We start from the raw sequence: 19,018 nt of genomic DNA, 5'->3' as shown, positions 1-19,018 counted from the left end.
TCCGATAACGCCCTTTTGCGCGTCCAAAAGGGCGACCTCTCGGCAGTCGATGGAACAGACCAATAGGCTGCGCCTATCTACCGGATCGGATCTTGGTCTTGGACGGCGAGTGTCGCCTGACCGTCTACTTGAAGAGGACAGGCAGTGTGACGCTGCTAACACACTCAACAAGGAGGTAGGCCCGTGAGCGCCACCCAGAAATTCAGCATCGCTTCCATCCCTGCCGATGGCGTCGGCAAGGAAGTTGTCTCCGCCGGCCGCCGTGTCCTGGACGCCCTGGCCCAGAATTCCGGCGGGAAGTTCGCCTTCGAATGGACGGAATTCCCGTGGGGCTGCGGCTACTACGAAAAGACCGGCCAGATGATGGACCCGAAGGGCCTTGAGGCCCTGAAGAACTTCGACGCCATCTACTTCGGCGCCGTCGGCTGGGAAAACGTCCCGGACCACATCAGCCTCTGGGGCCTGCGCCTGAACATCACACAGAACTTCGACCAGTGGGCCAACATCCGCCCGGTGAAGTTCCTCCCCGGCATCCAGTCCCCGCTGCGCAAGGCCGACCACACCGAACTCGACTGGATCGTGGTCCGCGAAAACAGCGAGGGCGAATACGCCGGGCTGGGCGGACGGAACCTCAGCGGCCGCGGCCCCGGCAACGAGGTCGCCCTCCAGACCGCCCTGTTCACCGAAAAGGGCTGCGAGCGGATCATGCGCTTCGCCTTCGACCTCGCCCGCACACGCACCGTGAAAAAAGTCTCCTCCGTCACCAAGTCCAACGCCCAGCAGTACGGCATGGTCCTCTGGGACGAAACCTTCCAGCGCGTGGCCCTGGACTACCCGGACGTGGCCACCGAAAGCGTCCTGGTCGACGCCATGAGCGCCAAGTTCATCCTGCACCCGGAAGACCTGTCCGTCGTCGTCGCCTCGAACCTGAACGCGGACATCCTCTCGGACCTCGGCTCGGCCCTGGCCGGAAGCCTCGGCTTGGCAGCCAGCGCCAACCTGAACCCGGAACGCCGCTTCCCGTCCATGTTCGAACCCGTCCACGGCTCCGCCCCGGACATAGCCGGCAAGGGCATCAGCAATCCGATCGGCGCGATCGCCAGCGCCGCCCTGATGCTGGACCACTTCGGCCTGCACGAGGAAGCCCGCCAGGTCGAGGCCGCCATCGAGCAGACCACCGCCGCCGGTTACCTGACGCGCGACGTCGGCGGCGACGCGAACACCGATGACGTCACCGACGCCATCATCAAGACCCTCACCCACACCCTGGCTGCCGTCTAGCCTTGCCGGACCCGCGGCGGGCGGCGCAGCGCACTGCCGCCGCCCGCCCCGACCTACTTTTTTCATTCTTCAAGCACCACGCCACTCACATTCCACAATGAGGTAGGAATCATGGGACACATCACCACCGCGGGCAGAGCCGCGGCATCCAAAAATGCGGCCCCCAAGACACGCTGGTACAGGCAGCTGTACTTCTGGGTACTGACCGGCATCGTCCTCGGCATCCTGGTCGGCTGGCTCGCCCCGGCCGCGGGCATCGCCCTGGAACCGATCGGCACCACGTTCGTCAACGCTATGAGAATGCTGATCGGCCCGATCGTGTTCCTGACCATTGTCGGCGGCATCGCCAGCGTCGCGGACCTGAAAAAGGTCGGCATGACCGGCCTGAAGGCCCTGACGTACTTCCAAATCGGCACCATCTTCGCCCTGCTCTTCGGCTTGGTCGCCATCAATCTCTTCCGCCTCGGCGACGGCGTCAACGCCGACGCCAGCACCATCAAGACCACGGAGTCCGCTGCCAAGCTGATCGAAACCGGCGCCCACCAGGAATGGTGGCAGTTCCTGACCCACATCATCCCCACCAGCATCGTCGCTCCCTTCGTGGAGGGCGACATCCTCCAGATCATCTTCATCGCCGTGATCTTCGGCATCGCCCTGAACGCCATGGGCAAAGTCGGCGCCCCCGTGCTGGATGGGGTCCAGCGCCTCACCGGCGTCATGTTCAAGATCCTGGGCTTCATCATGAAGGCCGCTCCCTTGGGCGCATTCGGCGCGATGGCCTTCGCCGTCGGCAAGTACGGCGTCTCCTCCCTCTCCAGCATGGGCGGGCTGATCGTCCTGTTCTATGCCACCTCCATCCTCTTCGTCGTCGTGGTCCTCGGATCCGTCATGGCCTTCCTGAAGCTGAACATCTTCAAGATGATCCGCCACCTCAAAGAGGAATACCTGCTCATTCTCGGCACCTCCACCGCCGAACCGGCGCTGCCGGGCCTGATGCGCAAACTCGAGCACGCCGGGGTTAAGAAGGAAACGGTCGGGCTCGTGGTCCCCACCGGGTACAGCTTCAACCTCGACGGCGCCGCCATCTACCTTTCGCTGGCCGCCGTGTACATCGCCCAGGCCACCAACACGAACCTGACCATCGGCCAGCAACTGGGCCTCATCGCGGTCATGCTGCTCACGTCCAAGGGCGCAGCCGGGGTCGCCGGGGGCGGGTTCATCGCCCTGACCGCCACCCTCGCCACCCTCGGAACCATCCCGGCCGCCGGCATCATGCTCATCTTCGGCATCGACAAGTTCATGTCAGAATGCCGGGCCCTGGTGAACTTCACCGGCAACGCCGTTGCCACCTTGTTCATCGCCTGGTGGGACCGGACGCTGGACGCGGACCGGGTGCGTCGGGTCTTCAACGGCGAAACCGTTGAGCCAATGCCCAGCGAGGACCAGACACCCCTCGATGAGTTCACGGACATCGCTGCAGACTTAACCGACTCGCAGCATGCGGAACCGGCCGACGACGTCGACCTGCGCTCCGGGAACGGCCGCAGTCCCGCCTACTCGAAAAGCATCTGACATGCTCACACCAACCGCTCCGACAACCGTGCGGGCACTCATCGCCCCGGACAAATTCAAAGGCAGCCTCACCGCCGCCGAGGTGGCCGAGGCCCTGGCAGCGGGCCTCCGGTCTGCAGGATCCGGATCCGGATCCGTCCACTGTGAACTGCTTCCCCTGGCGGACGGGGGTGACGGCAGCGTGGACGCCGCCGTCGCCGCCGGCTTCACCCGGCGCAGCTACACCGTCGCGGGGCCCACCGGCCAGCCCGTCCGGTCCAGCATCGCGTTCGACGGCTTCACCGCCGTCGTCGAGGTGGCCAACACCTGCGGTCTGGGACTCCTGCCGGACGGAAAACTGGATCCGCTGGGTGCCTCCAGCCGCGGCTTCGGTGAGGCGGTTCTGTTCGCCCTCAGCCTGAAGCCGGGCAGAATCGTTCTGGCCCTGGGCGGCAGCGCCAGCACCGACGGCGGCATGGGCATGCTCACCGCCCTGGGCTACAGTTTCCGCGACGCCGACGGCCGACAGCTCTACGGCAGCGGCCGGGCGCTGGCACAGATCCACACCGTCCACCGGACCGCGCTACCCGAACTGGCCGACACCGAACTCATCGTCGCCAGCGACGTCCACAACCCGCTGCTCGGCACCCAGGGGGCACCGGCCGTCTTCGGACCCCAAAAGGGCGCGTCACCACAGGACATCGCGATCCTCGAGCAGGGTCTGGAGCACTTCGTGGCCAAGCTGGCCGAAGCCGGGTTCGCGGATGCGACCGTCCTGGCCGGGCACGAAGGCGCCGGCAGCGCCGGAGGGCTGGGCTACGCGTGCCAGCTGCTCGGTGCCAAGCAGGTCTCAGGCGCCGACTACTTCCTGGACCTGCTGGACTTCAACACCCGCAAGGACAGCTGCGACGTCGTCATCACCGGCGAAGGCAGCCTGGACGAACAAACCCTGGCCGGCAAACTTCCCGCCGCCGTCGCCCGGAGATCGGGCTCCAGACCGATCATCGCCGTCGCCGGCCGCTCCCTGCTCCCGAAGGCGCGGTGGCCCGAAATGGCCGTGACACGGGTCTACGCGCTGGCCGACTACACCAATCAGGACTCTGCCAAGGACCCCAAACTGTCCGCCACCCTGCTCCGCAGGATCGGACGAGACATCGGAGCAAGCCTTCTATAGGCGGTCGCCATACGCAGGAGAGGCAACGCCCGCCCGGGGTACCCGGACGGGCGTTCGTAACTCGTCCAAAGACTGTCCTCGATCCGGCGGGTCTCCGATAGAGGAATCCTTGGCCAATCCTTGGGATCTGCTGCCCCTGATGGCTCCCGGTGCGGTACGTTCCTGACGGACACTGGACGTTACGGCTTCCGGTAGGCAAGCCTCGTCCCGCCACGACGCCCCGCATTACCGGGGCCCGGTCAAGGAGTCCCGATGAAGCCACTAAGAACCCTGGCCTGCATCCTTGCCCTGCTGGCCTTAAGCCTGACACTCGTGGAGGTACCCGCGCAGGCCGCATCCGCGTCCCTTAGCCTCAGCCCGACCAAGGGGCCGCCCGGAACCATCGTCACCGTCACCGGCACCGGTTTCCCCAAGAAGAACGCCGGAACACTCAGCGCAGGCGTCAATTCCGCCGCCTTCAAGGTCAGTGCCTCGGGATACTTCACGGCCGACGTCGTGATCCCGCCAACGTCCCAGCCGGTCCTTGATATTCAGGCCGTATCCGGCACCGTCAAGGCTTCCGCGGCCTTCACCATCGTCGTCACGCCGGTAACACAACCATCGCCGCCGGCCAGCAGCAGCGCGCCGCTGCGTTTCGGCGTCGGCACCCCGGGCGGGCCGCTGGCCTCGGCAGAACTGGACCAGGCCGCGTCCCTCGCCGGCGAGGCACCGTCCGTCATTTTGTCCTATAAGGACTTCAATCAGGCTCCGCCCATCGCGGAGTTGGATGCCGTCCGCAGCCGCGGCGCCGTGACCCTCCTGACCTGGGAGCCATGGGCCTGGGGCGGCGGAACCGAACAGCCGGCCTATGCCCTGGACCGCATAACGGCCGGAAACTTCGATCCCTACCTGCGGCAGTGGGGCGTGGCCTTGGCGTCCTGGGGGCACCCGGTGATGCTGCGCTTCGGGCACGAGATGAACGGAAACTGGTACCCCTGGTCGGAGGGAATCAACGGCAACGGCCCCGGTGATTACGTTGCCGCGTGGCGGCACGTTCACGACGTCGTCGCCGCCACCGGCGCCTCCAACATCACCTGGGTGTGGAACCCCAACGTCCCGTACTGGGGGTCGACAGCGCTCGACGGCCTGTATCCGGGCCCCGCGTACGTGGATGCGGTGGCGCTCGACGGATACAACTGGGGCACGTCGGCGGCCTGGAGCAGCTGGATCTCGCCCTCGGAGCTCTTCGGCCCGGGCCTGTCCGAACTACGTCGCCTCGCGCCGGGGAAACAAGTGCTCGTGGCAGAAACGTCGTCGGCAGAACAAGGCGGGGCCAAAGCCGACTGGAACACGGCACTGATCAGCTATCTGGCGTCCCAGTCCGACGTCACCGCGGTGGTCTGGTTCGATTTCAACAAAGAAACAGACTGGCGGATCGACAGCAGCACCGCTTCCGCCACGGCGCTGGCGTCCGCCCTGGCTGCCCGCCCCAAGTAGCGGCCGGTCAAGCGGAGAGGTCTTGAAGTCTGAGGCCGTACGGGCTACACCACTAAGTGAATATCCCCATAAAGCTGAGGGCTGTCCGACCAGTGGCTGACAGCCCTAGGAATGATCGCATCTATGGCCGATCAAGCCTCGGATCCTCCGGGTCCAGGAACATCCTGCCTACTCCCTTACGAATCAATGTCCACGTCATAGGAGAACACCATGAGTGACAAGCCAGCTGCCAGTCCCGCTTCCGCTGAGGACAGCGTTCCCCTGCCCGGTTCGGAGCGCCACGGGGTACCAGAAGTCCAGGCCGAACACGGACCAGTTGATCCGTCCCGCAGGATCGAGGTGACCGTGATCCTGCGCCGGAAGGCGCCGATTCCGGAGACGGTCAGGGAACCGATGTCCGTCGAAAAGCTGGCAGCAACCCACGGGGCCGGCCAGGATGACATGCAGCTCGCAACGGACACTTTCACGCGGCTCGGGGCTGAAGTCCTGGAGGCTGATCCGGCCTCGCGCCGGCTGCGTCTGGCAGGGACTATTGAAACGCTTAGCAATATCTTCGGCACCAGTCTGAACGAAGTGACAAGCGCCGGACCCCACGGCGCCGGCGTCACCCACCGCCACCGCACCGGAGGACTAAGAATCCCGGCGGTACTGGACGGCATCGTCACTGCTGTCCTCGGCCTTGACGACCGGCCGCAGGCGCGGGCCCAGTTCCGCGCGATCCCCCTCGCAACCGCGGGCAGAAGCTACACCCCGCCGGAGCTGGGAAAAATCTACAAGTTCCCGGACGGCACCGATGGCGCCGGGCAGAACGTTGCCATCATCGAACTCGGCGGGGGCTACTCCACGTCGGACCTGACCGCCTACTTCAACGGCCTAGGGATCACGCCGCCAAACGTCACGGCTGTCGGGGTGGACGGGGCGGCCAACCAGCCCGGGATGGATCCGAACGGGGCGGACGGCGAAGTGATGCTCGACGTCGAAGTTGTCGGCGCCCTCGCACCGAAAGCGGGCATCGTGGTCTATTTCGCCCCGAACAACGACGCCGGCTTCCTCGATGCGATCATCAACGCCTCGCACGCCAGCCCGACGCCCGCGGCGATCAGCATCAGCTGGGGCCAGAGCGAGGACGCGTGGACGGCGCAGGCACGCACGGCATTCGACCAGGCCTTCGCCGACGCATCAGCCCTCGGCGTCACCGTCACCGCCGCGGCCGGGGACAACGGCAGCGCTGACGGAGCCAGCGACGGCAAGGACCATGCCGATTTCCCCGCTTCAAGCCCCTACGCCCTCGCCTGCGGCGGCACCCGGCTCGAGGCCGATCCGGTTACCGGAAAAATTACGCGTGAGACGGTCTGGAATGACGGGCCGAACTCGGCAACCGGCGGCGGCTTCAGCGACGCTTTCCCAGTTCCTGTCTGGCAGAACGGTCACGTCGTCCACGGCAAGCATCATAAGTCGGGTGTACCCGCCAAGAAATTTCTGGGCCGTGGCGTGCCGGATGTCAGTGGGGTCGCGGATCCGCAGACCGGATACAAAGTAAGGGTCAACGGCACAAACATGGTCATCGGAGGCACCAGCGCCGTGGCACCGCTCTGGGCGGCCCTGGTCGCGCGTTTGGCCCAGGCGAGCAACCGCCGGTTTGGTCTTATGCAGGCCATCATTTACGGCCAACTGGCATCCTCCAACACGGGCTTCCACGACATTGTCGTCGGCAACAACGGCTCCTATGCGGCTGCGCCAGGCTGGGATCCCTGCACCGGCTTCGGCAGCCCCGACGGAACGGCCCTGCTCGCCGCTATCCAATCCGGGGCAGGGGCCGGGGCAGGCACCTGATCGTCTGCTCCCGCACGCCCTGCTCCGCCACGTCGGGAAGGACATCGAGACATGCCTCCTGGCGGCGGAATTCATCTGCAGGCGACAGCAACGCCCGCCCGGGACTAACCCGGGCGGGCGTTTTTGGACGCTTGGCGACAACCGGAGACCCGGAGGGCCAATAAATCAGCCGGCTAAGGTGCGAGCGTGTGGGCGAGCCCGGCAAGAACCGGCTCACGGCCCAGCTCAATGTGCGAATATGCCAGCGAATAGGCGAGATCGGGGCGGCCCTTGAGGATGGCATTGCAGAGCTCGACATGCTCGTCGCGCTGGAGCTCATTGCTGCGGTTGTGGGCCAGGCCGAAGATCCAGCGCATGCGGCCAAAAAGCGGCTTAACCGATTCGACAAGCAAACGGTTGCCGGAGAGCCGCACTATCTCGGCGTGAAATTCCGCGCTGAGACTCGCAACCTTCGCCTCAGGACCTTCGTCGATGGCCAACCGCGTTTCGTCCACGAGTTCCTGCAGCCTTGCGCCGCTTTGACCCTCAGCAACCCGGACCGCCGCGGTCCGCGCGGCGAACGTCTCGAGGCAAAGCCGGACATCGAAGAGTTCGTTGACGTCCGTGAGCGTTAGCCGACGCACCGCCGCACCCCTGCGGGGGAAAGTTTCAACGAAGCCGTCCTGCTCCAGACGTTGGATGGCCTCCCGTACGGGAATCCTGGACACGTTGTGCAGTTCCGACAGTTCCCGTTCACGCAGCCGCATGCCCTGCTCGTATTTGCCGGTCACGATCCCTTCAAGGACCAGTTGATACACGTGTTCGGCCCGGACTTCGTCATCCCGCCCGTTCAGCGCATCACCTTTCGGTTCAACCACACTCACACCGCCGTTCGTCACTCACCCCGTGGCCCTGGCGGACGGTGCCGCTCAGCGTTCCAACTGAGCATACACGCGCTCAACTGCCGGTTCCGGCCACATGCAAAGGCTCCCGCGCAACTAACCCCCAAGTGCGTTGCCACCGCGATCGGCGGACCGGCCAAGTCACGACACCGTCCAAGCCACACCACTCTCTGGTATTCCAGATGATGCCAAGTTGTGATTTACATCGCACAAATCGTGCCCTAATCTTTGTTTGGTATACAAAACGTTGGAGCTTGCTCCTTGGACCCTGAATCGAGCGTTCCCGATGACCCAGCTTCAGTCCGGTGCCACACCAACTGCTGCGAGTCCTTTGCCCGGCGCCAGCGACGATGGCAGCAGCGGCGTCAGCCGCCCCATGTCCCCCGTCGACCAAACGACCGCCAGCACGGGTCCCGCCCAGGCACGGTCGCTGCTGGCCACTGCCTGGCTCAGGATCCGCAGGAGCAAGATCGCCCTGCTGAGCCTCTGTGTCGTGGTCGCAATCGTGCTCTTTGCCGTCCTCGCGCCTGTCCTCAGTGCGTGGTCCGGAAATGATCCCTTCACCTCCAACACCAGCCCGGAGGTCCTTGATGACTTCGAAACCCCGGGCCTGCCTCTCCCCGGCTACATGTATCCCTCTGAGCAGCACTGGCTGGGGGTCGAGCCCGGGCTCGGGCGGGATCTGTTCGCCCGGCTTGCCTTTGGCGGTCAGGTCTCCCTCACCATCGCCCTCCTTTCAACCGCCGTCTCCGTCGTCCTTGGCACCGTGCTCGGGGCGGCGGCCGGCTACTTCGGTGGCAAGACGGACGCGATCATCAGCCGCGTCATGGATCTCTTCCTCGCCTTCCCGCACCTCCTGTTGGTGCTGTCACTGACGCCCATCCTTCAGTCCAGGCTGCGCGGCACGCCCCTGGGCCAGGGCAGCTTCCTGCCCATGGCCTCGCTGGTCATCATCCTAGGATTCTTCGGCTGGGCGTATCTTGCCCGGATCGTCCGGGGCCAGGTCCTCAGCCTCCGGGAGCGTGAATTTGTTGAGGCGGCCCGCTCGTTCGGCGCCTCCCACCTCAGCGTGCTGTTTCGGCAGATCATCCCCAACGTGATGGGCGTCGTGCTGGTATACGCGACCATGCTCATCCCCACCAACATCTCCGCGGAAGCCGCGCTGTCCTTCCTCGGCGTCGGCGTCAAAGACCCGACTCCGTCGTGGGGCCAGATGCTCAACGCCGCCCAGTCCGGCAACTGGTACCTCAGCGATCCATGGTTCCTGGCCGTCCCCGGCGCCATGCTCATCGTCACCGTACTGGCGTTCAACCTGCTCGGCGACGCCGTTCGCGACGCCTTGGACCCCAAGGCCTCCCGCCACTAGCACCCATCACCATCACCCACCCGTATGAGGAGAACCATGAAATATCCATCCAGAGTGCTGGCACTTGCCGTGCTGATCTCCGTGGCCGCCACCGGTTGTTCCGCGGCCCAGGGCCAGCCGGCCGTCAGCAAAGCCAGCGGTTCAGCGACGGATTCGGCCGCGTCGGTGGTCAAGCCCGGCTTCACCACCAAGGGAGGCAACATCAACATCCTGATGTCCTCCGACTTCCAGACACTTGACCCTGGAAACAGCAACTACGTCCAGACGGCCAATGTCGGACAGCTGTATTACCGGACACTCACCATGGCCAAAGAGACGGCAGGCCAGCCGCCCACCATCGTCCCGGACCTCGCCACGGATACCGGGAAGGTTTCTGCCGACGGCCTCACCTGGACATTCACGCTCCGGGACGGTGTCAAGTTCGAGGATGGCCGCCCGATCACATCAGCCGACGTCAAGTACGGCATCGAACGCACCTTCGCCCAGGATGTCTACACCCAGGCGCCCCAGGAGCTCAATTCCGCGCTCGACGCCGGCGGCTACAAGGGACCCTACAAGGATCCTTCCGCCGTACTCCAGGCAGTCGAGACCCCGGACCAGCGCACTGTCGTCTTCCACCTGAAGAAGCCGTTCGCTGAATTTCCTGCGCTGGCCTCACGGTCCAACACCGCTCCTGTGCCCCAGGACAAGGACACCAAGTTGGACTACACGAACCATCCGGTCTCATCCGGCCCCTACATGGTGGAATCGTACAACCGCGGCAAGTCGCTCAAACTCGTCCGCAACCCGCACTGGGATCCCGCGACGGACCCCAACCGCACGGCACTCCCGGACACCTTCAGCTTCTCCCTGTCCACGTCGCAGGCCACCATCAGCCAGCAGTTGCTGGCCAACGCCGACACCAACGCCATCACCCTGGACTCGAACGGCGCCCTCCAGACCTCGGATTCGGCCAAGCTGGCCGACGCCCAAGTCAAGGACCGGGTCGCCTCAGGGCTGCTGGGCTGCAACGACGTGCTGAGCCTGAACACGCAGAAGATCACGGACCCGGATGTCCGCAAGGCAATTGCGCTTGCCCTGGACCGCCAGTCGATCCTGGTCCAGTACGGGGGCCGCCGTTTCGGCGAGCTCGCCCAGACGCCGCTGAACGACAAGATGCGCGGGTACGTGGCCCAGGAGTTGGAGATCGATCCCAGCGGCAAGCCCAAGCTGGACGAGGCCAAGAAGCTCCTCGAAGGCAAGACCTACCCCAAGACTCTCACCTTTGGCTACGCCAACAACCGGGACGCTTACAAGAACACAGGCACCGTGGTCCAGGAGAACCTCAAGGCCCTGGGCATCGACGTCCAACTGGTGCCGATCCCGGCCCCGAACTATTACTCCGTCATGGCCAGTGAGCAACTGCCGGACATCGGACGGTCAGGCTGGTGCGGTGGCGCCGATCCGTCTTCGATCCGGACCTCGGCGGACCCCATCCTCGGCCCGAACAACGATGGCACCAGTTACGGATTCTCCAACACGTCCCGCTACTTCGACCCGGAGGTGTCCAAGGCCATGTTTGAGCTGCGGGACACCGCCGGGACCTCGGAGGAGCTGGGCAAGAAGTGGTCCGAGGAATTCGGAAAGGCACTGAAGACCTACCCGATCATTCCGCTCGTCCGCAGCCACACGAACAGCGTCGTCGGCTCCAACATCCGCAACGCCCAAGTGGGCTACTTCTTCGGCGGCATCGACCTGTCGATTGTCGGCGTCGAGCACTAACCGGTCCTCACAGAAGGAGACGCGGGCCGCCCGGATTCAGGCGGGCGGCCCGCAACCAAAATGATCAGATTCATACTTCGCCGGACAGGCTCCTTGGTCCTGCTACTCATAGCCGTCAGCTTCATCACCTTCACTCTCTTCCAGCTGGGCCCATCCGATCCGGCCTCGGCCGCGTGCGGCCAGGAATGCACGCCGGAACGAGTCGCCGAGGCGCGCGTCGCCCTGGGCATGGACCAGCCGTTCTTCCTTCAATACGCCGAGTACATGCGCGGGCTGGTGTCGCCGCGCATGATTGGGGCCCCCGGCGCCGAGTCCGTCTGCCAGTGGCCCTGCCTCGGCAAATCGTTCCAGACGAATGAGAACGTCTCGGACATCATCAGCCGGTCGCTGCCCTACACGCTCTCGATGGCAGTCGGCGCCCTGGTCCTTTGGACGGTTTCCGGCGTGGGCCTTGGCCTGCTCGCAGCCCTCAGGAAAGGCAGCACTACAGACAAGTTCATCGTCGGCGCCGCGTCCGTGGGCGTCTCGCTGCCGATCCCCGTCACGGGCCTGTTCCTGCTGCTGGTGTTCGTCAATCAGCTGCATCTCCTGCCGTTCACCACCAATGAGATCAACAGCCCGTTCGGCGCCCAGGGGCCGTGGGCCTGGGTACTCAACTATCTGCTGCCATGGATTGCCCTCGCCGTGCTGTTCAGCGCCTCCTACATCCGGGTCACCCGCACCAACATGATTGAAACGTTCGGCGAGGACTTCATCCGCACGGCGCGGGCCAAGGGACTGGCCCCGCGGACCGTGACGTTCAAGCACGGTGTCCGGGCCGGCATCACCCCGATCGTGACCATGCTCGGCATGGACATCGGCCTGCTGCTCGGCGGCGCCGTCCTCACCGAACAGATCTTCTCCGTGCCGGGGCTCGGATTCACCGCCGTCCGGGCCGCCATCTCCGGCGACCTGCCCGTCACCATGGCCATCACCATGCTGGCCGCTTTCTTCGTGATCGTCGCCAATGTCGCCGTCGACGTCGCCTATGCCGCCATCGATCCCCGAGTGAGGCTCCAATGACCCAGACCTATCCCGGCGCGCCCGCCGCTTTCCCGTCCCCCGCGCCAACCCCTGCAGCGGAAGACGGCGGGGCTGGCGCCTTCCTGGACGTCCGGAACCTGTCAGTCGCGTTTCCCACCGACGACGGCCTGGTCTCGGCCGTCAACGGCATGGACTTCACCCTTGAGCGCGGGCAGACGCTTGGCATCGTAGGCGAATCCGGATCCGGAAAATCAGTGACGAGCCAGGCACTGATGGGCCTGCTCAAAGGCACCTCGGCCCGGGTCTCCGGCCAGGCCCTGTTCCAAGGCAAGGACCTCATCACGATGTCCGAGTCAGGGATGCGCCAGCTGCGTGGCCGGAACATCGGCATGATCTTCCAGGACCCGCTGTCGGCACTGCACCCGTTCTATACCGTCGGGCACCAAATTGAGGAGGCCTACCTCGTCCATCACCAGGCGAGCAAGAAGCAGGCCCGGGCTGCGGCCATCAACATGCTCGGCCGGGTGGGGATTCCCAGCCCCGAGCAGCGCTACGACGAGTACCCGCACCATTTCTCCGGCGGCATGCGGCAGCGGGCCATGATCGCCATGGCCCTCATCTGCGAACCGGAACTGCTCATCGCGGACGAGCCCACCACGGCCCTGGACGTGACGGTCCAGGCGCAGATCCTGGACCTCATGGCCGAACTCCAGGCGGAAACCAACTCTGCGCTGATCCTCATCACCCACGATCTGGGCGTCGTGGCCGAGGTCTGCGATTCCGTGCTTGTCATGTACGGCGGCCAATGCGTCGAGTCCGGACCGGTGGACGAGATCTTCTACGACACCCGGCATCCGTACACCCTGGGCCTCCTCAATTCCATGCCGACGCTCACCGGCACCTCCGGCCGCCTCAACCCGATCCCCGGCCAGCCGCCGTCGCTGCTTGACCTGCCGTCAGGCTGCATCTTCAGCTCCCGGTGCGACTACGCCGCCCTGGCCGGCACCGACGTCTGCCGGGAGCAGAGGCCCGAGCTCCTGGTGGAGGTCGGCCACGGCAAGCGCTGCCATCTGAGCAGCCGCCAGCTCATCACTATCCGGACTTCGCGTTAGGACCCGCCATGGACAGGCAGCCAATTCTCCAGGTGGAGAACCTTCAAAAGCATTTCCCCGTCAAGGGCGGGCTCTTCTCCCCCGGCGGCGGCCACGCAGCCAAGACCGTCAAGGCCGTCGACGGCGTCTCGTTCAGTCTCGACCGAGGCCAGACGCTCGGACTTGTCGGTGAGTCCGGGTGCGGTAAGTCCACGACGGGCCGCATGGTCGCCCGCCTGCTGGATCCCACCGGCGGGCGGATCGTCGTCGACGGCGTGGACATCAGCCAGCTGCGCGGTGTGGATCTGTACAACTTCCGACGCAAGGTCCAGATGATCTTCCAGGACCCGTTCGCGTCACTCAACCCGAGGCAGACGGTCGGCACCGCGATCGCCGCGCCGATGGTGGCGCAGAAGATCAATCCGCCCGCAGGACTGAAGAACCGCGTCAAAGAACTCATGGAACAGGTGGGCCTCAAACCCGAGCACTACAACCGCTTTCCGCATGAGTTCTCCGGCGGCCAGCGCCAGCGGGTGGGCATCGCCCGGGCCATTTCGTTGAACCCCTCGGTAATCGTGTGCGATGAACCGGTGTCCGCCCTGGACGTCTCTGTCCAGGCGCAGGTGGTGAACCTGCTCCAGGAGATCCAGCGCGACACCGGCGTCGCCTATATCTTCATCGCCCACGATCTCTCCGTCGTCCGGCACATCTCCCACCAAGTGGCCGTCATGTATCTCGGCAAGGTTGTCGAACAAGGTCCCCGCGAGGAACTGTTCCGCCTTCCCCGGCACCCCTACACGCAGGCGCTCCTGTCCGCGGTGCCGCTGCCCGATCCTCGCGCAGCCCGGCGACAGGTGAAGATCCGGCTCCGCGGAGATCTCCCGTCACCGGCCAACCCACCCAGCGGTTGTGTCTTTCGCACGCGCTGCCCGCTGTTCGGCACGCTGCCCGAAAGCCGGCAGCAGCTCTGTATCAGCGACATTCCCTCGCCGGCCGGCCCCGCCGCCCCGGCCTGCCACCACGAGGGTCTGGCAGCATCCTCCCCCGCCGGTGTGCAATAGACCCAACACAAAGGAGCAATACATTGACTACCCTGATCCGCGCCGTCCGTCCCTGGGGACAGTCGCTGAGCGACGTCCTGCTCAAGGACGGCAAGATCGCCGGCATTGAACCACATAACCCGGCTCGAACGCCCTCGGACTCGACCGGCACCCCGGGCGAGGCTGTCACGGTCGTGGAGGGCCGCGGCCGGTTGCTGCTCCCGTCCTTCTCGGATGTCCACGTACATCTGGACTCGACCCGCATCGGACTGCCGTTCCGCGAGCACACCGGCGGTCCCGGCGTCTGGACCATGATGATGAACGACCGGGAGAACTGGCGCCTCGCCGAGGTCCCGCTGCAGGACCGGGTCAACAACACACTCGGCCGAATGATCGCGCGCGGCACCACCCGCATCCGTTCCTACGCCCAGGTCGATGTGGACTGCCGGCTGGAACGGTTCGAGGCCGTTGTGGCCGCCAAGGAACAGTTCAAGGACCAGGCGGATGTCGACATCATCGCATTCCCCCAGGCCGGCCTCCTGCTCGAGGACGGCACCGTGCCGCTGATGGAGGCAGCACTCAAGGCCGGGGCAAATGTCATGGGCGGCATAGATCCTTGCAGCCTGGACCGTGACCCCGCCCGGCATCTGGACATCGTATTCGGCCTCGCGGAGAAATATCAGGTCCCGATCGACATCCACCTCCACGAGCCCGGCGAACTCGGCGTCTTCAGCACGGACCTGGTGCTGGAACGGACCCGCGCCCTGGGAATGCAGGGCAAGGTCACCATGTCCCACGCCTACCAGCTGGGCAGCGTCTCCGAGGCCACCACCCACCGGCTGATCGAGGAGTTCGCGGAACTGGACGTTTCGATGGCCTCCGTGGCTCCGGCGGTAGCCGGCCAGCTCCCGCTCCCGCTGCTGGCCGAGGCCGGAGTCCGTGTGGGTCTCGGCGAAGACGGCCAGCGCGACTACTGGTCCCCCTACGGCAACACCGACATGCTGGACCGCACCTGGCAGCTCGCCTTCACCCACGGTTTCCGGAGGGATGAGCTGATCGAGCACTGCCTGGCGATCGCCACTGTGGGCGGCGCCAGCGTGCTGGATCCGGCCGCCACACGGCTGAAAGGCACGGCCCACCGGCCGGGCCTCGAGGCCGGCGATCCCGCCGAGCTGCTGCTGGTCGACGGCGAAACGGTGGCCTCCGCGGTCATGGACCGGGGCACCGACCGCACCGTGATTCACCGCGGACGCGTCGTGGCGGACCAGCTGCAGCTACTTCCTTAGCCCCTGCAACAAAGCGGCAGGTCCCTCTCCTGAGGGACCTGCCGCTTTTTCAGTCCTTTTCTGTCTTTTATCTGGCTTTAGCTTCCGACGCCGGCCGGCCGGGCCTGTCCGGCGGACACAGTTCCTTCCTCAACGGACACGATGCGTCCATTCACCGCGAAGTACCCCGCCAGGGCCAACAGCGTGGCCACTCCTGCCAAAGCCCAGAACGCAGCGTCCCAGCCACCGGTCACATCATGAAGCAGGGCGGCCCCCACGGGCCCCAGGGAGGCGAGGGCGAAACCCAGGCCCTGGCTCATCGCCGAAAGTTTCCCGGCGGTTTGGGGCCCCGTCGATCGGAGCACCACGAGCGCAATGGCAAGCCCGAATCCCGCGCTCTGGACAACCCCCAAGACACCCACCAGCAGGAACTGCAGCTCAGCCGGACCCGCCAGCACTCCGAGCAACGCGGCCGCCACGAGCACCCCCAAGCCGGGCGCCATGATCTTGAGAACCGCCGGCCGGCTGGCCAGCACGGGTGCCAGCAGGCTGGCGGGAAGGCCGGCCACGCTAAACCAGGCAAGGAGCGCCGCAGCGTCGCCGGCGGTGATGCCCTTCGACACGAGGAAGACCGTCAGCCATGAAGTTACAGCGAAATACAGCATCGCCTGGAGGCCAAAGAATGCTGTCACCGCCCAGGCAGTTGTCTGCTGCCGCAGTGCGCGTGCGGCGTGGGGCCGCGCCTTCGCGTCAGCAGTCGAGCTGTCGGGGATGACGGCACGGGAAGCGTGAACGGAGGACCCCGGATCCACGGGTCCTGTCCGCCTGCCGCCGTGCCGGAGGATCAGTACGGCCCCCAGCACAGCAGGAATAGCCCACATGGCCAGAGCCCCCTGCAGGCTTCCGCCCACTATGTGCTGCAGCGGCTGGATCAGCCCTGCTCCCAGTGCCGCTCCGAGACCGAAGCCCATGCTGCACAGCCCCGTCCACCAGCCCGTGCCCCTGTTGGCCTTGACGATCTGGGGCAACAGCACACTTGCCGTCATGATGGCCATCCCCGCAAGGAAGGTCCCGGGGAGCATAAGGGCTGGCAGCAGCACGCGGGCGGTCAGTGCCACGGCCAGCATCAGCATCGCAAGAGCGACGGCCCTCCCTGCACCCAGACGCCGGGCGAGCCATGGTCCGCACGGGGCGGAAATCCCGAAGGCAAGCACCGGAAGCGCCGCGAGGAGGGGAATCGTCCGGGCATCTATCCCGAGCCCCTGTTCCAGCTGGCCCATGGATCCGGCCACGGTCGTAATCGCAGGCCGAAGGTTTATGGAAACGAGACTCAAGGCGATGAGGGTCCATGCGATCTTTGAAGCCGCAGGTATTCGGGGCCGCTCCCAGGGCGCTTGGGGGATTTCTTCCACAGTCGTCTCCTGACAAGTATTTGGTATACCAAGAATACCTTGGGATTGAGGTTCGCTCGCCGGGATGCGGCTTCTGGTGGCACTGTCTGCGCCCGAAAAGGCCTTTTGGAATACCATCGAGTCCCTGCGGAAGGCGCGCCAGGGGCGACGGCGGTTTCCGCCGTCGCCCCTTCCACGCCTCCCTGTTTCGTGTTTTCCGGAGGTTCCGCGCCGGATTCGTTACCGCCCGAGGGCCATCTGTCCCAAGGCGGCCGCCGCAATGAAGGATGCACTGTACGTCACGAGGGCGACCACGATGATCTTCCAGCTCAGGGACTTCAGCGCTTTGATGTCCCGCCCGACGGTGAGCCCGATCAACGTCAGCGCAGGCAGCCCGATGAGAATCACGTCCAGATGTTGGGTCAGCCCGGCGATGAGCCCCGCAGTGGGCAGGAACGGCGCCGAAAGCACCGTTGTGATGGTCAGCACCCACACGCTTGACGGCACCGACGGCAGCAACCGGGCCAGACGGAATGACAGGCCCGTCAGCAGAAGCAGGACGATCACGCCCGCCGCGTCATTCCAGGCGAAGTTCTTTGTCCCGACGACGTTCATGACCAGGGCCGAGGCGCCGGCGATGGCAAAGGCGAGAATGGTGATCCGCGGCGTCACCTTGAGCGTGGGATCCACCTCCACTGCGACCGGGGCAGGCTGCGTTGCGCCAGGCAGCTCCGGCTTGCTGCGTGCCCCGCGGGTGGACCTGCCGTCGTCGTCCTTTCCGAAGAGCCGGCTCCAGAAGGTGTAGAGCCGCCGGCACAGCGGCAGGGACAGGAAGACCCCCGCATAGAAGCCAACGATGTTCGTGACGAGGTTGGACAACGCGGCCAGCGCCATGATTTCGCCGGCCTGATCCGGGTAGAGCAGGGACAGCGCCCCGACACCCCCAAGCATCATCGACGCCGAGCCGAGTCCAAGGCCCAGGGCCAGTGCGCGGGGATCGAAGATGTTCAGTCCGCCGAGGAATCCAGCGAGCAGGGAAATGAATACGGCGCCAAAGAGACTGCCGAGCAACCATACAGAGAAGACGCCCCTGTATTCTCCGGAGCGGACCCCGAAGCGCTGTATGGCGAAGGCGAGGAACGACTCGCGGTCGATTGACCACGTGGCCCCGACCGCTACCCGGCCCAGCCCCATCGCCACGGCGATCGGCAGCGCAAGGATGACGGTGCCGAAGATGTGCCCTACTTCCTGCAGGAGGATGGCGGGACCGGTCTCAGTGACTTTGGCGAGCGAGGGTCCGATCTGCGTGCCGAGCCGGGCGAGGAAGAGAATGATCCCAATCTCCAGGAGCAGCGTGGCAACGGCCCGGCTCGCCCCGGAGACGCGGCGGATTCGCTGGGTCCCGAGGATTCCGCCGAGGACCACGGCCCAGATGATGGGGAAGAGGACCACGGGTGCGGGTCCCAGCTGGAACTTGTAGGTGCCAATCAGGACGGCCGCCACCGAGACAAGCAATGACACGGCTACGACCGTCCACCAGTGCCGGCGCGTGATCTGTTGATCCGGGGCCGCAGCGGAGGGTTGATTGATGAGCTGGGCTTCTGAGGCCATGGGAGTAACTGTCCTTTGGGGAAAGACCTGCCACCCGTACTAGGCGGTTGCTGGGTCAGGGGAACGTGTCGTGTCAAGCTCACAAACCGGTTTGTATACCAAAATAGAATAGGTCAGGGTGGGCGAGATGTAAATCACTTACAAAGCCCTATTTTTGGTGATTCTTTGGAAGCCGGCGTCCAGCAGTTCTCTTCACGCCCTAGTTTCGGTATACCAAATTCGCTAGGGTTGGATCTGCGCGTTCCGCCTAAGGAACCGCGCCCCATCATCGAAT

The 19,018-nt window shown here is 65.2% G+C and carries 14 protein-coding genes; 11 read left to right on the top strand and 3 right to left on the bottom strand.

Annotated features, from left to right (window positions below; genetic code table 11):
- Positions 1 to 183 precede the first annotated feature (183 nt).
- From C9424_RS08250 to C9424_RS08230, 5 genes are all read left to right on the top strand, one after another.
- A complete protein-coding gene (locus tag C9424_RS08250) occupies positions 184 to 1,281 on the top strand; it encodes a tartrate dehydrogenase (protein ID WP_116766394.1) in 1,098 nt (365 codons plus the stop codon).
- Positions 1,282 to 1,392: 111 nt separating this feature from the next.
- Complete coding sequence (dctA, locus tag C9424_RS08245; protein WP_116766393.1) at positions 1,393 to 2,853, top strand: C4-dicarboxylate transporter DctA; 1,461 nt, start codon at positions 1,393 to 1,395, stop codon at positions 2,851 to 2,853.
- Between the two features lies 1 nt (position 2,854).
- Positions 2,855 to 4,006 carry a glycerate kinase gene (locus C9424_RS08240; RefSeq protein ID WP_116766392.1) on the top strand — a complete coding sequence of 384 codons (1,152 nt, stop codon included), beginning with the start codon at positions 2,855 to 2,857 and terminating at the stop codon, positions 4,004 to 4,006.
- 252 nt (positions 4,007 to 4,258) lie between these two features.
- A complete protein-coding gene (locus C9424_RS08235) occupies positions 4,259 to 5,482 on the top strand; it encodes a glycoside hydrolase family 26 protein (protein ID WP_116766391.1) in 1,224 nt (407 codons plus the stop codon).
- A gap of 210 nt (positions 5,483 to 5,692) precedes the next feature.
- Positions 5,693 to 7,315 carry a S53 family peptidase gene (locus C9424_RS08230; RefSeq protein ID WP_116766390.1) on the top strand — a complete coding sequence of 541 codons (1,623 nt, stop codon included), beginning with the start codon at positions 5,693 to 5,695 and terminating at the stop codon, positions 7,313 to 7,315.
- Positions 7,316 to 7,488: 173 nt separating this feature from the next.
- On the opposite strand, the gene C9424_RS08225 is transcribed toward C9424_RS08230, so the two are convergent.
- The gene (locus C9424_RS08225; RefSeq protein ID WP_237563359.1) at positions 7,489 to 8,193 is read right to left on the bottom strand and encodes a GntR family transcriptional regulator; all 705 of its coding nucleotides are present in this window, start codon (positions 8,191 to 8,193) and stop codon (positions 7,489 to 7,491) included.
- A gap of 289 nt (positions 8,194 to 8,482) precedes the next feature.
- Between C9424_RS08225 and C9424_RS08220 the strand changes: the two genes are divergently transcribed.
- Genes C9424_RS08220 through C9424_RS08195 form a run of 6 tightly spaced genes read left to right on the top strand, consistent with a single transcriptional unit; the run spans position 8,483 to position 15,763 of the window.
- A complete protein-coding gene (locus C9424_RS08220; protein WP_237563358.1) occupies positions 8,483 to 9,562 on the top strand; it encodes an ABC transporter permease in 1,080 nt (359 codons plus the stop codon).
- 36 nt (positions 9,563 to 9,598) lie between these two features.
- On the top strand, positions 9,599 to 11,323 hold the full coding sequence (locus tag C9424_RS08215) for an ABC transporter substrate-binding protein (protein WP_116766388.1): 1,725 nt from the start codon (positions 9,599 to 9,601) through the stop codon (positions 11,321 to 11,323).
- 60 nt (positions 11,324 to 11,383) lie between these two features.
- Complete coding sequence (locus C9424_RS08210) at positions 11,384 to 12,385, top strand: ABC transporter permease (RefSeq protein ID WP_116766387.1); 1,002 nt, start codon at positions 11,384 to 11,386, stop codon at positions 12,383 to 12,385.
- The gene (locus C9424_RS08205; protein ID WP_116766386.1) at positions 12,382 to 13,458 is read left to right on the top strand and encodes an ABC transporter ATP-binding protein; all 1,077 of its coding nucleotides are present in this window, start codon (positions 12,382 to 12,384) and stop codon (positions 13,456 to 13,458) included. The genes C9424_RS08210 and C9424_RS08205 overlap by 4 nt, the downstream gene beginning before the upstream one ends.
- 8 nt (positions 13,459 to 13,466) lie before the next feature.
- Complete coding sequence (locus C9424_RS08200; protein WP_116766385.1) at positions 13,467 to 14,498, top strand: ABC transporter ATP-binding protein; 1,032 nt, start codon at positions 13,467 to 13,469, stop codon at positions 14,496 to 14,498.
- A gap of 23 nt (positions 14,499 to 14,521) precedes the next feature.
- A complete protein-coding gene (locus C9424_RS08195; protein ID WP_116766384.1) occupies positions 14,522 to 15,763 on the top strand; it encodes an amidohydrolase family protein in 1,242 nt (413 codons plus the stop codon).
- A 77-nt stretch (positions 15,764 to 15,840) separates the two neighbouring features.
- Here C9424_RS08195 and C9424_RS08190 read toward each other — a convergent pair whose 3' ends face one another.
- Both C9424_RS08190 and C9424_RS08185 read right to left on the bottom strand, forming a co-directional pair.
- A complete protein-coding gene (locus C9424_RS08190; RefSeq protein ID WP_237563357.1) occupies positions 15,841 to 17,034 on the bottom strand; it encodes an MFS transporter in 1,194 nt (397 codons plus the stop codon).
- A 339-nt stretch (positions 17,035 to 17,373) separates the two neighbouring features.
- Positions 17,374 to 18,744, bottom strand: coding sequence for a DUF3100 domain-containing protein (locus C9424_RS08185; RefSeq protein ID WP_116766382.1), 1,371 nt, complete (start codon positions 18,742 to 18,744; stop codon positions 17,374 to 17,376).
- Positions 18,745 to 19,018 lie beyond the last annotated feature (274 nt).

The organism is Arthrobacter sp. H-02-3, from assembly GCF_003097355.1.
GTDB classification, from domain to species: Bacteria; Actinomycetota; Actinomycetes; order Actinomycetales; family Micrococcaceae; genus Arthrobacter; species Arthrobacter humicola.
The sequence above is the reverse complement of the archived record's forward strand: the minus strand, read 5'-3'. Positions and strand labels throughout refer to the sequence as shown.

What these genes read in the sequence shown, in the direction of transcription:
- dctA (WP_116766393.1), top strand. Translation starts at nt 1,393, where the DNA reads ATGGGACACATCACCACCGCGGGCAGAGCCGCGGCATCCAAAAATGCG.
- C9424_RS08240 (WP_116766392.1), top strand. Translation starts at nt 2,855, where the DNA reads ATGCTCACACCAACCGCTCCGACAACCGTGCGGGCACTCATCGCCCCG.
- C9424_RS08235 (WP_116766391.1), top strand. Translation starts at nt 4,259, where the DNA reads ATGAAGCCACTAAGAACCCTGGCCTGCATCCTTGCCCTGCTGGCCTTA.
- C9424_RS08230 (WP_116766390.1), top strand. Translation starts at nt 5,693, where the DNA reads ATGAGTGACAAGCCAGCTGCCAGTCCCGCTTCCGCTGAGGACAGCGTT.
- C9424_RS08220 (WP_237563358.1), top strand. Translation starts at nt 8,483, where the DNA reads ATGACCCAGCTTCAGTCCGGTGCCACACCAACTGCTGCGAGTCCTTTG.
- C9424_RS08215 (WP_116766388.1), top strand. Translation starts at nt 9,599, where the DNA reads ATGAAATATCCATCCAGAGTGCTGGCACTTGCCGTGCTGATCTCCGTG.
- C9424_RS08210 (WP_116766387.1), top strand. Translation starts at nt 11,384, where the DNA reads ATGATCAGATTCATACTTCGCCGGACAGGCTCCTTGGTCCTGCTACTC.
- C9424_RS08205 (WP_116766386.1), top strand. Translation starts at nt 12,382, where the DNA reads ATGACCCAGACCTATCCCGGCGCGCCCGCCGCTTTCCCGTCCCCCGCG.
- C9424_RS08200 (WP_116766385.1), top strand. Translation starts at nt 13,467, where the DNA reads ATGGACAGGCAGCCAATTCTCCAGGTGGAGAACCTTCAAAAGCATTTC.
- C9424_RS08185 (WP_116766382.1), bottom strand. Translation starts at nt 18,744, where the DNA reads ATGGCCTCAGAAGCCCAGCTCATCAATCAACCCTCCGCTGCGGCCCCG.